The organism is Mucilaginibacter sp. 3215 (assembly GCF_050433785.1).
GTDB lineage: Bacteria > Bacteroidota > Bacteroidia > Sphingobacteriales > Sphingobacteriaceae > Mucilaginibacter.
On record NZ_JBNPWO010000001.1, the window covers coordinates 712,441 to 725,955 of the forward strand.

Here is a 13,515-nt window from a genome sequence, read left to right on the forward strand (position 1 = left end):
CATATATGAAAAAGTTAAAAAAATATATGAGTGCCTTAGCGCCGGTGTTGATTGCAGCCCTGTTGCAAACTGCCTGCAAAAAGGATGGCGGTTACCATGACGCTACAGGCACCAACTCAAAATTTGCGGGTAATACTTATGAGTATTTGAAAAGCAAGCCTGGTGTGTATGATTCATTGCTGGCGGTAGTCAACAGGATGGGACTTCAGCAAACGCTCATGGACAGCAATGTTACCCTTTTTGCGGTTACCAATCCAAGTTTTCAGCTGGCAATTAATAACCTGAATACATTAAGAAGGCAAAGCGATAAAGATCCACTGTTTTTGGCAAAAATTGATGGCGTGCAGTTGGACACCATGGTTTCATATTATATTATCAGGGGTAAACGTACAACTGATTCACTGCTGCTGCAGGACGGACTCGATCTTTCCAGCGTACGTTTTGGATATCCTATGCATGGCAAGGTTTCCAAAATATCAGCTTCCGGACTTACCGGTGGCGGCCCCGACATCATTGAATTTAGCAATACCAAGCGCAGCAAGTTTATCAGAAACTGGTCAACTACTACTACCGGCTCCAATAATATCAGTACCAAAAATGGTATTGTCCATGTTGTAAGTCCCGATCACATTTTCGGTTTTGATGAATTTGTATCCCGATTAACCTTTGTTCCGCCACCGCCAAACCTGATGACCCTGATAGGCGGCAAGCTTACCGTTTTGAGAGATAACGGTGGCGGTCCGGATAATGGCGAAGGCTCTAAAAAAGTAATTGACGGCGATGACCATACCAAGTTCCTGACTGAACTTCAGGGACGCCTGTGGATGCAGTTTGAGCTAAATGAGCCTGCCGTATCAGGGGTTTACACGCTTACATCTGCCAATGATGCCCAGGAACGCGACCCCAGAGCATGGACCTACGAGGGCTCAAATGATGGCAAAACCTGGACTGAGTTAGACCGTAGAAGCAACTTCTTTTTCGAAGAACGATACCAGACAAAAGTTTTCAGATGCCCCAACACCACGGCTTATAAATTTTACCGGGTAGATATTACCGAGCTGCGCGACGGAGGTCTTTTCCAACTGGCCGAGTGGACTATCAATAAAGTGAAGTAAGCTATGGAAGATCAAAACCTCAATGCAATAAAAAAACGAAGAGAAATGCAAACATTCATAAAAATGGGATCTGTAGCTCTGCTGTTTGCTGCAGCCGTGCTGAGTAGCTGTAAAAAGATGTATGGAGTTCCGGATGAAAAAGATTATCTGAGTTCGAATATTAACTACAGCAACAAAATTTTCGAACCGATTTTAGGGCGTACTACTTTAATGGGCGGGTTTAACGGAGATAATTCAACCCAGCCCCTAAAGTTCGAGATCATTAACGCACGTTTTGGTGACGGTAAACCGGTAACCGACCTTTTTCAAAAAAGGCCAACCTATGTATGGACAGCCCCATACAACGGCCTTGAAAAGAGCCTGGCCGAGATAGAGGCAAAACGCAAGGTGGAGGAACACCCTTTATTTGAAGTGCGCTCATCGGGCGAGTTCATTATGTGGGCATCTTCTAATAATGACCTGATCAAGCCCAGACCGTCTGATAGTACCAATTTTCCGCAGGATACGCGTTATTTCGATGTTAAGATAACCAACACGGGTGGTAGTACCATAATTCGCGACCTGCAGGTACGCCCATTCCGCGAGCGCCCTTATGAGCCTTCTGATGATTTTAACATTTACTCCGGCCTGCCTGCGCCTCATCCTAAAACGCCTTATAATCCGACCAGCCGAAACTACATCAGGCCATTTTTAAACGGGGTAATAGGCCAGGTAACCGATATTCCGCTGCAGAGTAATGACGATAAAAAGGATGTGGTGGTTTATATCCGCCCGTTTACCGGCGGTACGGGAAATTCGTTAAGGTTCAAGTTTTTGAACAAAGACTCAGTAGAGATGAATCCGGCCCTGTTTAACGAAACTACCTGGGATAAAATAGTGCACGGGTTTAACATGCAAAAAACTGCAACATATGTACAATACGATGTTGCATATCCTATTCCTTTAGTGGAAATACCAACTGTATATGCCCCAGGAGGAACCAGGGACCATGCCGAATTTAAATATTCGCGAATTGGTTTTGGCGGCAGCAGGGTAGTGGCAAGTTTGGGGATAGATTTCGCTATATACAAAAAAGGCGACTGGGAGATAGTGTTCCATTTTTTGAAGGATAATCCAAAGTTTGAAGACGAATAACCGAATTAAAACTTATCACCATGAGAAAACACATACTATTTTATATAGTGCTTGCTGTTTGCACGATCTTATTCTGCGCAGATGTTCATGCACAAGCACAAAATATAACGGTTACCGGTACGGTGGTTGAAAAAGCTACCAATAAAATTTTACCCGGTGTAAATATATATATGGGCAGTAAAGGCCTGATACAAACTGATTATAAGGGAAAGTTTACGGTTTCTGTGCCGGCTAACAGCACACTTACTTTTACGTTTGTAGGTTTTGTTACGGAAAAAGTAAAACTTGAACCCGGGCAAAAAAACATAACTGTAACGCTGACTGAAGACAAAAAGGGTCTTAATGAAGTAATTATTGTGGCTTACCAGAACAGGAATAAAGAGTCATCACCAGGCGCTGCGGTTACCCTAACCCAAAAGGACATCCAGGATGTTCCGGCATCAAACGTAGAAAACCTGCTGCAGGGAAAAGTAGCCGGTTTAAACGTTCAGAACAATACGGGTGCGCCAGGTTTCAGGGGCTCGGTTCAGGTGCGTGGTTTATCAACCCTGAGTGTATCGGGTAGTGGCAGTGAATCGTTCCTGCAACCTACATCTCCCCTGTATATTATTGACGGGGTGCCATTAGACGCAGATAAGGCGGCTGAGTTCGGTTTTCAAACCCAGGGGCCGGGCGTTAGCCCTTTATCATTGATACCCGTAGAGGATATCCAGAGTATACAGGTCATGAAGGATGCACAGGCAACGTCCATGTATGGATCAAGAGGAGCCTATGGCGTAATCATTATAACCACTAAGCGTGGAAACTCTAAAGTACCCAGGGTAAGGTACACCGGCAATTTCTTCGTTAATGCCACCCCACAGCTGCGTGCAACACTGGGTGGTAATTCCGAACGCCGGGCAAAAATCCAGCAAATATTATCCAATGCAACAATTATTGACGAGCTGAGGAGATTGGGGCAAACTGGTTTCCTGGCTGATAGCTTAAATGCGTATTGGAATAACTCAACAAACTGGCAGTCCATTTTTTATGGCACAACACATAACCAAAGCCACAACGTAGCCTTAGATGGTGGTAATGATCGCTTTAACTACAAAGTGAACATGGGGCTTTATTCGGAAAAAGGCGTAATCAAAAACACCGGTTTCGACAGGTATAACCTGAATATGAACATGGAGTTTAAGCCGAACGATAAATTTAGGTTCTTTGGCTCATTATTCGGTTCATTGGGAAGCCAGGCTAAGGGCAATGGAGTTGGTTTGCTGCAACAAGGTGTGGCCCAAAATGGGCAGGCTTCTACACTGCTGCCGCCTCCTTCATTTTATCTTTCACCTGATGGCGTTACATCGGCCCTGCAAACTCAAAACAGTAACAGCACCAGAAATATCCGTACCAATGTAGATGGTCGTTACGAGTTTATTCCAGGGTTGGCCCTATCCTCAAGTATTAGTTACGATTATACCTCAGATGCCGAATCAACGTTTACACCGGCAGCTGCAAATGCCCAGTTTGCTCAGGTGTACGATTATGAAGGGCGTAATTTCACACTATACAACCGTAACGCGCTTACTTACGCCAAAACATTTGGTGCCGACCATACAATATTCATTAATACTTTTAATGAAATATATAAACAAGGCGGCCAAAGCGGTATCATCAGGCAAAGCCGTATACCAAATGATCAATTGCAGGGGCCGGTAGGGTCAGACCCATATAATTCAAGAGGCGGAGGCGTATTGTCAAACTTTAAAAATGCCACCATCGCCTCATTTGCAGGCTCCTTTAACTACGATTATAAAAAGAAGTATGTACTGGAGTTATCATACCGGTTAGATGGTACATCCTCAAACGGCTTAGAGAATCCGTATTCCAAAAACCCCGCAGCCGGTTTCAGGTGGAATTACTACAAGGAAAACTGGTTTAAAAATTGGGATTGGCTCACTTCAGGAGGTTTAAGGTTAACCTGGGGACAAAATATCGTACCCACAGGCAGTTTGCAAAGTATTTACGGCTTATATAACCTGAATGGCAATTTCAACAATAATCCAACCATCGGTATTAATTATGAATTTGTGCCTAACCCGGCATTAAAGCCTACTACCACTACGCAGTACAACCTTGGATTTGATATGACGATTTTGCAGGGTAAAGTTGACCTGAGTTTTGATACTTATTACAAAAAGGTTGATAATTTATTGTTTGACAGGTTTTTGCCTAACAGTACAGGTTTTCAGAAAAAGTCAAGTAATGATGTATCCATTGCCGACTATGGATATGAGCTGATGGTAACATTCAGGCCTTTAACCGCTAAGGATTTTAACTGGACGGTGTCATTTAACGGCGCTATTAACCGCGATTACCTGTTGAGGCTACCTGCCGAATACAACGGACAATACATCAAATTTGATTATAATAACTATCAGCACATTGTTTTCAGGGTAGGTAAAAATACATTGTCAAACTACCTGCTGATTAACCAGGGTGTTTATTCAACGGATGCTGATGTTCCGGTAGACCCTGTAACCGGTAAAAAATATCAAACCAGTGGCCTCGCTTTCAAGGGCGGCGACCCGAGGTTTAAAGATGTTAACGGCGATTATATACTTGATGACCGGGATTATGAAATAACCGGTAACTCACAACCTTTAATTACCGGTGGTATATCGACAAATATTATCTATAAAAATTTTGGATTAAATATTTATGCTTCCTACACCGCCAAGAGAACAATATTAAATAACGCGTTATCAGACAGGTTGTCGATCATGAAAGATCCTTATGCCCTGCTGGCAGCAGTTCCATTGGACGATTTGGATATATGGCGAAAACCGGGAGATCAATCCAAGTATCCTAACCCTTATTCGTTTTCGAGGTTCAACCAGATAAGGCCACTTCGTTCCGATCAAAATTTGTGGCAGGAAGAAGGATCATACCTGAAGATCAACACGGTTACACTATCCTACATGTTTGACAGAAAGTTTGTACGGCGGTTCGGGTTCAATAACGTTAGGGTTTATTTCTCAACCAATAACCTGATCACGTTTTCGGGATATAATGGCCCTAATCCCGAAAACGTAACATCGCTGGGGAGGGACATATCAAGCGGCTACCCGGTACCGCGCACTTACAACTTAGGTTTAAATATTGAACTCAATACAAGTAAATAAAACTCAAGATCATGAAAAGAAGTGTTATATACATTTTAGCAGCGGCAGCAAGCTTGTGTTTACCAGCCTGTAAAAAGTTTCTGAACGTACAACCCATTGATAAATTAACAGGGAATAACTTTTACCAATCGAAAGATGACGTTGTTGCCAATATTTATGATATGTCAAGAACATTTTTTGGCAAGATCAACGAAACGCATTTTATTGGCGCTACGGGCGAATATCGTTCGGGAGAGGTTTTGTCTGAACCTCAGGCAGATAACGGGCCGGCACGTGCATATGTAGAGGTATTAGGCCGGAATGACCTGCTTGGACTTATCAACGGCAACCCGCCCTGGAATTTTTACAATTTTTATCGCATTACCGACTGGACAGGTTATTACCAGGTAATACAAAGTGCCAGCATCCTCATTTCGAAATTGGAAGCAGGTATACCCGGTGTATCAGACAGCGAAAAAAAGCAGTTTGAGGGCGAAGCGGCTTTTATACGCGGGCTTGCATACTTCTTTATGGTAAGGCTGTATGGCGACGTACCTTATTATACCGATGCTTATCATTCAACAGCTTTACCACGCGAAAACATGGTGTCTGTTTTAAACAAGAGCATTGCCGACCTTAAAAAATATAAGGACGGCCTGCCTTGGACTTATTCTGATCCTGCTTTAAAAGGGGTACGTGCAAGCCGGGGCAGCGTTATCGCGCTTATCATGAACATGAACATGTGGAATGCCGGTTTCGACAAACCTAATGCAACCAAGTACTACCAGGAAACTGCAGACCTTGGGCAGGAATTAATTAAGAGCAATGCTTACAGGCTGCTGCCCATCAATGAATGGGCTACGGTTATCAAAGGCCGGTCGGACGAGAGTTTATTTGAGTTTTATCGCAGTATAAACTATGGCGATCAGAACACCAATGTTGCCCCTATTGGCGATATGTTTCTGCATTATCCATATAAAAGGCCCGAATATACGCACCGTATAAGCTTCGCCTATTTCAGGGCCGAGTATATGCAAAAACTATACTCAGGTACGTCTGACAAGCGCGCTACAATCTGGTTTAACTCAGACATCTACGCCGATAACGGAAAGTTCATGATGCTGAAATTTGCTCAAAACTCATTTGCAACCGGCGAGGAGGACGCCAATCCTGACAACACCTTTATGATATTCAGATATGCAGGTGAAATACTACTCTGTGCAGAAGCCCTGGCCGAACTGGGCCAGGATGATCAGGCTATTGCCCTGCTGAATAAGGTAAGGGACAGGGCCGAAGCTTCGCGTTATGTCGGTGGCGGCGGGCAGGACCTTAAAGATTTTATTTTCCTGGAAAGATCGCGGGAACTGATGGGCGAGGGGCACCATTACTTTGACCTGGTGCGTACCCGCAGGATTATGAACAGCGAGTGGTCATATAACGTATTGACGCTGGACAAATTTAACCGCGGTGCCTGGACATGGCCAATCAGCAGTAGCGCGTTGGCCAATAACCCATTTATGTCATTAAACATGTACTGGGTTAACGGAGGTAATTAACCTATTTCTAAAAAGTAATGATAAGAAATATGAAAAATATAATTATTGTTTTAATCGGGTTTTTATTGGTGCTTACCGGCTGTAAACGCGATGAGTATTATAAAGACGGAGGTAAAGCTCAAGCTGATTACCCTGCCGATATGCTTCAATACCTGCAGGATAAAGCAGTACCATTTGATACCATTGCCCAGATTGTAAAACTGGCCGGTATGGAAGAAACATTCCGCAAAAGTGACTTTACCTTTTTTGCGCCCGACGATGACGTTATTAAAAGAACTATAGGTAACAATAAAATTAGGGGCTCTTTAAATAAATTTTTGTTTGATGCCGGTCGTGATACTGTGAAAAAACTATCGGATATCGATTCTGCCATATGGAAAAAATATCTGCAACGGTATATGTTCAAGGGAATCAACCGGCTTAAAGATTATCCGCAAATAGATATCAATCTGCAAAATCAGTATCCGGGAGCGCTTTACTATTCCTACAGCGGTGACGTGGTGAACATAGGTGTAGTATATGGCGACGCCAATAATATCAAATATATTGGTCCGCGCACACTGGTGATCAGTTACATCTATGACATTAATAATGCGCAAAACGTGGTTTTTCGCAATAATGTCTCCTCATCGGATATTAAACCCAAGAACGGGATAGTACATACGCTACAGTATAACGGAGCCTATTTTGGGTTTAACCAGTATGATTTTTATGAGGAAATATATTTCGCAGGTCTTCATCCTTCGGAGTAAAACATAAGTAACACTATTATTTCAATGGTAATAAATTGAATATGAGAAGATTTAAATACATTATCACCTTTATCCTGCTGGTGCTCATAACAGAAGCTTGCAAAAAGGATAAAACAATTTATTCCGATCCCTATGGGGATGGAAAGCCGCCATTGGGCGTCACCCTTAGCCGCGACGCAATACCTGCACCGGCAAATGGAGCGGTGGGTACCGAGGTGACATTTAAAGCCACCGGACTAATCCCTTATAAGGATAAAATAAAGTTCATGTTCAACGGCGAACCAGGCCAGGTTACCGAAGTAACAGAATCAACTATTAAGGTGAAGGTGCCCCCTTTTGGAAGCACGGGTATTACGTCAATAGCTATTGACGATCAGTTAGTGCTCGGGCCGGTATTTAAGGTGTCCGGACTAATCAACATCGATCCTTCATTCAGGGCCACAGCCGGAGCAAATAATTTTGTAAACCAGGTTTATCCACTTGCTGATGGCCGAAATCTGGTATTGGGTTGGTTTACCAATTATGATAATAAAGGGATCATCACCCCGCTTAACCGTATTGTAAGAACATCGGCTGATGGCGAGTTTGACCGAACTTTCCGGACAGGTAAGGCAGCAAACGGATCATTATCGAGAGTAATAGAACTCGGCGGAAAATATGTCATAGCCGGAGGTTTTAGCGGCTACAATCAGCGCACAGAAAACATCAGTAATATTACCACTTTAAATGTTGATGGCAGTATTGATACCATTGGCGTTAAAACCTACAGGCGCCCATCCCAAACAGATACAACCAAATACTTTCCCCGGTTTAATGGCGGTACTAACGACTATATATCTAAAATATACAAGCATCAGAACAAAATACTGGCAACCGGGAGCTTCAGATATTATGTAAGACGGGTTTATACCGAACATAATCATGATTTCACCCGCGACACTGTGATTCTTGACAGTACGGAGATACGGCAAATAGCCCGTTTTAACCCTGATGGGACACTGGACAAAACCTATCGTTTTAACATAGCGACAAACAAAGGCCTGCCTTCGGCAAATGGTCCTGTTGACTCGTACATGCATACCGACGCTGATCAGCTGGAAAAACTGGTGCTGTTTGGAAGTTTTACCACGTTTGATCAAAAACCTGCAGGCCGTTTAATTCGCTTAAGTGCCAATGGAAGCATCGACGACTCATTTAAAACCGGTACAGGTACTGATAATAGTATCTCGTCCTTAACATACAACCCTGTAACCCAAAAATATCTGATAACAGGCATATTCAGAACATATGATGGCAAGCCTGCTATCAGTATAGCGTTAGTTAATCTTGATGGTTCTCTTGATCAAACGTTTGTAGCTAAAACATTTGAAGGTGGCTACCCTGGTTTTGCCCGTCAGCTTAATGATGGATTGATAGTGGTTAGCGGCAGTTTTAAAAAATATGCTAATGTTACCCGCAATGGTTTCATGGTATTGAATACCAAAGGTGAACTTGCCGGAAACTACAATACCACCGGACCATTTTCAGGTACATTGTCTGATATCATTGAAACCAAATCGACTGATGGCAAGCGGGCGCTATTGCTGATTGGTGGTTTTGACCGTTTTGATAATACTCAGGTTAGCAATATCATACGCGTAACCATTGAATAAAATTTTAATAGAACTTATAATCTATAAAGAAATGCAGAGCAGGAAAAAATACAAACAGATCATTTTTTCAATTATTTGTGCATTGGCTGTTGCTACAATATCATGTAATAAAGATTTTGTGCGCACGCTGCCTGATAAAAATTATACTGATACAGCCAAAGCAACATCCGGCGAACGTAAGGTTTTGTATCTGATTGTTGACGGGGCACGGGGCTCATCGGTAAATAGCGCCAATGTGCCTAATATTAAAGCATTACTGCCCAGTTCAATTTACAGCTGGGTTGCATTGAGCGATCCGGATTCGACCCGAGATGTAAGCAACTGGGCCAATATGCTAACTGGTGTAAAAAAAGAAAAGCACAAGATCTTATCGGATGATTTTGCCGGCAACAACCTGGCAACTTATCCTGTGTTTTTTGAAAGGATAAAAGAAGAAAAGCCAAATGCCAAAATCGTTTCTTTTTCTTCTTCGGCTATTTTTAAAAATAAGCTAACGCAGGGTGCAGCGGTGAGCGAGTTGTATAATACTGATGAGCAAATTAAAACGGCTGTAGTTAATGACCTGAACACCGACACGGCGCAATTGATACTCGGCCATTTTAATGATATCAAAGAGGCTGGCGCCAAATATGGGTTCGATAATTCGACGCCGCAGTATAAAGCTTCTATCGAAAAATTTGACGGATATGTAGGTGAGATTGTTGATGCCCTGAAAAAAAGGAAAAATTATGCCAATGAAGATTGGCTGGTAGTGATTGCTTCAAGTGGTGGCGGAAAGTTTAATATCCCGGCTAACGAGAACGATAATACAGTTTTCAGCAACACCGCCGCCAATACCTTTACTATCTATTACAATCCAAAATATAAACAAAGGGTGATAGGCAAACCATTTACCGGCAACAGGTATTTGGGGCGCACAGTACGTTTGAGGGATACTGGTATCAGAGCAGAAATTGATACAGCTGATATCTTTAACATCGATGATACTACCAAGTTCACCATCGAGCTAAAGGTTAAAAAAAACGAGGATAAATTCTTTTGGCCAAGTATCCTGGGTAAAAGACCGGAGTGGTCAGCAGGTCACCCGGGAGTTGGCTGGGTAATTTACCTCGAAGACGCCTACTGGTATTTCGAATACCGGGGCACTAAGGATGGTGATTATCATCAATGCCGTGGCGGCGACCTTCAAAAAGGCAGATGGCAAAACCTTTCTGTTAAATGTGAGATACGCGCAGGCAAGCGATACATCAGAACCTATACCGACGGAGTTTTCAATAATGAACTGGAGATAACTGCATCCGGAAGTTTAAGCAACCACAGCCCGTTGAAATTGGGCTATTTAAACGGTAACGGGCATGGTACCCCTGATGTGTATGTAACCGACATCAGGTTTTTTAAAGTCGATGTACCGGACGCCGCGATTGGAAATTACGCCTGTGAAACATCGATTGACGAAGGACACCCTTATTACACCTTTTTGGCCGCCTACTGGCCGGCTACGGATGGTCAGGGCGATAAGATCCGGGATGTTGGCCCGCAGGCCCGCGACTTCCAGTTAAAAGGTAACTACCAATGGGAAGATTTCAATGATCTGATCTGTCCGCCGCCGGCTGGAGCACTTGCCATATTTGTTCCGCAAACGGCAGATATCCCTGCACAAATAATAAACTGGTTCAGAATACCTAACAGGCAGGCCTGGGGGCTTGATGGCCGCGTGTGGCTTGATCAGTAAATTTAACCATTACAAACTAAAATATTTGATGATGAAAAAATACAGATATATCTTGTTTATCGGGTTAATTGCCCTGATAGCGGTAGCCTGCAAGCAAAATGATCTTGATGATTTGAAGCCAATTCAAAATACCGACAGAAATGTTTCCGGTGCGGGAGCCAATACAGGCGACGCAATTACCGGTAACGAGATAGTTAAAGTGCCATTTAAAATATCCTTATCGGGCCCGGCTACTAAAGCATTTCAGGTAGGTATAGCATTTAATAATGATACGGTAACCAAACTGATAGCAAATGGCACACTTAAAAACACGGTAGTATTACCTGCGGGTGCAATTGATTATCCCGGCGTAATCAACGTAGCATTCGGGTCAGATACCGCAACTGCCGTTGCCAGCGTCAGGTTATCGGCCATAGAAGCTAACTATGGCAAAAATATAGCTTTTGCATTTAAGCTTACGAATCCGGGTAAAGGCAACCAGATCAAAGGATCGCAATCAAATATCCTGGTGGTGCTTGATACCAAAAAGCTTATTAAAGAAAGTGATATTCATTATGTGTCGCTTTTAAATGGCGGTGGCATTATGGATGTCGACTATCAAAAAAACTACACTACGTCGCCTGCAGGTATCACTATTCCGTTAACCGTAAACCTGGCAGGTGTACCGGCCGGTGCGTTTAATGTTCATGTGAAATTGAATATGGACACTATTGCCGATTTGGTAAGCAAGAAAATATTACCTGATAACACCATCGCGCTTAACCCCGATCAATTTTCTATTGATACCCTGATTAGGGTAAAATCCAACGCAAGTACAGGGGTGGTACGTTTATCAATAGGCTGGCCTGTTTTTGATGCCAATATAGTTGCCAATAAACGTTTTGGCTTTGTGGTGAGTTTGGTTAATCCGTCAAAACATATACTGCATCCAACAAAAAGCAAGTTGATCGTTTTGGTACAGCCAGAGGTTAATCTTGATAATAACTCTTACATAACCGGAAACGGAACGGGCTTAAAAGCGGAATACTTTTCAAACAACCAATTGCTTGATTTTGACGGCAGGAAGCCCGATCTGGTACAAATAGAACCAACTATTGATTGGCCTAAAGACGAGGTTTGGCAGGCTGCAATACCAGGTATAAGTCATGATAATTTCTCTACCAGGTGGACTGGCGAGTTCCTTGCACCTGTTCGGGGTGAGTACGTGTTCTGGCAGAACGAATGGGACGACGGATCAAGATTATATATAGATGGCAAAGCCATTATTAATGATTTTACTACCAAGTGGGATCAGGATAGTCGTACTGCTAAAATCTTCTTAGAACGCGGTAAACGCTACAAAATAGAAGCCGACCATCGCGAAAACGTGGGTGGCCAGCGCGCCCGTTTAACTTTTGAAGTTCCGTCGGCCGGCATCAACGGTAGAAGAATAGTACCACAAAGCCAATTATTCCCCGCTCCTTAAGCCAGATACGCTAATTAATCAATGAAAATTAAGGACATGAAAAAAACATTGCATATTATATCGGTATTTTCAACAGTAGCCCTGTTGTTTGCCGGGTGTAAAAAAGATAAGCCCGTGCCCCAACCCGAACCGGATGAGCCCAAACCCATCGCAGGTTTCACAGTAGCCCGAACAGATAGTGTTGATTTTTTAAGCTATCAGTTCACCAGTACATCCATCAATTATAAAGATATTCTGTGGCAATTCGGCGACGATAGCACGTCGGCAGAAAAAGCACCGAAGCACAGGTATGCCTTTGATGGCTTATATCACGTAACATTAACGGCCAGAAATTCACAGGGATATTCAGCTGCGCGGGAAATAATATTGAACGTTGCCGACCCTAATTTTGACCGCACCAAGGTTGGTGAAAGTTACTTTGCTACCATAGGCGGTACATTGACTGTATCGCGTGACAATGGCGGCGGCCCAACTTCAAAAGAAGGTTCATTAAAAGTGGTTGACGGCGATCCGAATACCAAGTTTTTCCAATCGGGGTTCTCCGGCGACCTGGTGATGAAATATGAGCTTAAAACACCTGCCGTTGCAGGAGCATATACCATGACATCGGCAAATGACTCACCCGATCGTGACCCGAAAGGATGGATCCTTCAGGGTTCTGAGGACGGCATACGCTGGATAAACCTGCACAGCAAGAACAACGAAGTTTTTGCCAACCGCTTTCAGCGCATCCTATATCACTTTAATAACAATGTGGCTTATAAATTTTATAGGATAAGCATTAAGACCAATAATGGCAGTCGTGACTTCCAGATGGCTGAGTGGACGGTTAATAAAAAGCAGCCATAAAATTGTTATTTGTAAGAACGATCTATGGAATGTTCGATCTGATGTTATGTAAGTTTATTCGTCTGCAACAGTTTTTAAGGAATAAGGCCCGGGAATGTAGTCTCCGGGCTTATT

At 43.1% G+C, this 13,515-nt stretch carries 9 protein-coding genes; all 9 read left to right on the forward strand.

Features of this window, described 5'->3' with window-relative positions:
* The first annotated feature begins 5 nt into the window (after positions 1–5).
* Genes ABIC84_RS03065 through ABIC84_RS03105 form a run of 9 tightly spaced genes read left to right on the forward strand, consistent with a single transcriptional unit; the run spans position 6 to position 13,401 of the window.
* Complete coding sequence (locus ABIC84_RS03065; RefSeq protein WP_426587163.1) at positions 6–1,115, forward strand: discoidin domain-containing protein; 1,110 nt, start codon at positions 6–8, stop codon at positions 1,113–1,115.
* 45 nt (positions 1,116–1,160) lie between these two features.
* Positions 1,161–2,249 carry a DUF5007 domain-containing protein gene (locus tag ABIC84_RS03070; protein ID WP_426587165.1) on the forward strand — a complete coding sequence of 363 codons (1,089 nt, stop codon included), beginning with the start codon at positions 1,161–1,163 and terminating at the stop codon, positions 2,247–2,249.
* Positions 2,250–2,269: 20 nt separating this feature from the next.
* On the forward strand, positions 2,270–5,416 hold the full coding sequence (locus ABIC84_RS03075; protein WP_429262622.1) for a SusC/RagA family TonB-linked outer membrane protein: 3,147 nt from the start codon (positions 2,270–2,272) through the stop codon (positions 5,414–5,416).
* A gap of 11 nt (positions 5,417–5,427) precedes the next feature.
* On the forward strand, positions 5,428–6,951 hold the full coding sequence (locus ABIC84_RS03080) for a RagB/SusD family nutrient uptake outer membrane protein (protein WP_426587169.1): 1,524 nt from the start codon (positions 5,428–5,430) through the stop codon (positions 6,949–6,951).
* Between the two features lie 29 nt (positions 6,952–6,980).
* Complete coding sequence (locus ABIC84_RS03085; RefSeq protein ID WP_429262623.1) at positions 6,981–7,703, forward strand: hypothetical protein; 723 nt, start codon at positions 6,981–6,983, stop codon at positions 7,701–7,703.
* A 41-nt stretch (positions 7,704–7,744) separates the two neighbouring features.
* The gene (locus tag ABIC84_RS03090) at positions 7,745–9,355 is read left to right on the forward strand and encodes a DUF5008 domain-containing protein (protein ID WP_429262624.1); all 1,611 of its coding nucleotides are present in this window, start codon (positions 7,745–7,747) and stop codon (positions 9,353–9,355) included.
* Between the two features lie 31 nt (positions 9,356–9,386).
* Positions 9,387–11,087: an alkaline phosphatase family protein gene (locus ABIC84_RS03095; RefSeq protein WP_429262625.1), complete on the forward strand. Its 1,701-nt coding sequence runs from the start codon at positions 9,387–9,389 to the stop codon at positions 11,085–11,087.
* 31 nt (positions 11,088–11,118) lie between these two features.
* Positions 11,119–12,552 carry a PA14 domain-containing protein gene (locus ABIC84_RS03100; RefSeq protein WP_426587177.1) on the forward strand — a complete coding sequence of 478 codons (1,434 nt, stop codon included), beginning with the start codon at positions 11,119–11,121 and terminating at the stop codon, positions 12,550–12,552.
* A gap of 36 nt (positions 12,553–12,588) precedes the next feature.
* Positions 12,589–13,401, forward strand: coding sequence for a PKD domain-containing protein (locus tag ABIC84_RS03105; protein ID WP_426587179.1), 813 nt, complete (start codon positions 12,589–12,591; stop codon positions 13,399–13,401).
* The last annotated feature ends 114 nt before the right edge of the window (positions 13,402–13,515 follow it).

Excerpts from the sequence above, each read along its gene's own strand:
- ABIC84_RS03070 (WP_426587165.1), top strand. The coding sequence starts at position 1,161 with ATGCAAACATTCATAAAAATGGGATCTGTAGCTCTGCTGTTTGCTGCA.
- ABIC84_RS03085 (WP_429262623.1), top strand. The coding sequence starts at position 6,981 with ATGAAAAATATAATTATTGTTTTAATCGGGTTTTTATTGGTGCTTACC.
- ABIC84_RS03075 (WP_429262622.1), top strand. The coding sequence starts at position 2,270 with ATGAGAAAACACATACTATTTTATATAGTGCTTGCTGTTTGCACGATC.
- ABIC84_RS03105 (WP_426587179.1), top strand. The coding sequence starts at position 12,589 with ATGAAAAAAACATTGCATATTATATCGGTATTTTCAACAGTAGCCCTG.
- ABIC84_RS03065 (WP_426587163.1), top strand. The coding sequence starts at position 6 with ATGAAAAAGTTAAAAAAATATATGAGTGCCTTAGCGCCGGTGTTGATT.
- ABIC84_RS03080 (WP_426587169.1), top strand. The coding sequence starts at position 5,428 with ATGAAAAGAAGTGTTATATACATTTTAGCAGCGGCAGCAAGCTTGTGT.
- ABIC84_RS03090 (WP_429262624.1), top strand. The coding sequence starts at position 7,745 with ATGAGAAGATTTAAATACATTATCACCTTTATCCTGCTGGTGCTCATA.
- ABIC84_RS03095 (WP_429262625.1), top strand. The coding sequence starts at position 9,387 with ATGCAGAGCAGGAAAAAATACAAACAGATCATTTTTTCAATTATTTGT.
- ABIC84_RS03100 (WP_426587177.1), top strand. The coding sequence starts at position 11,119 with ATGAAAAAATACAGATATATCTTGTTTATCGGGTTAATTGCCCTGATA.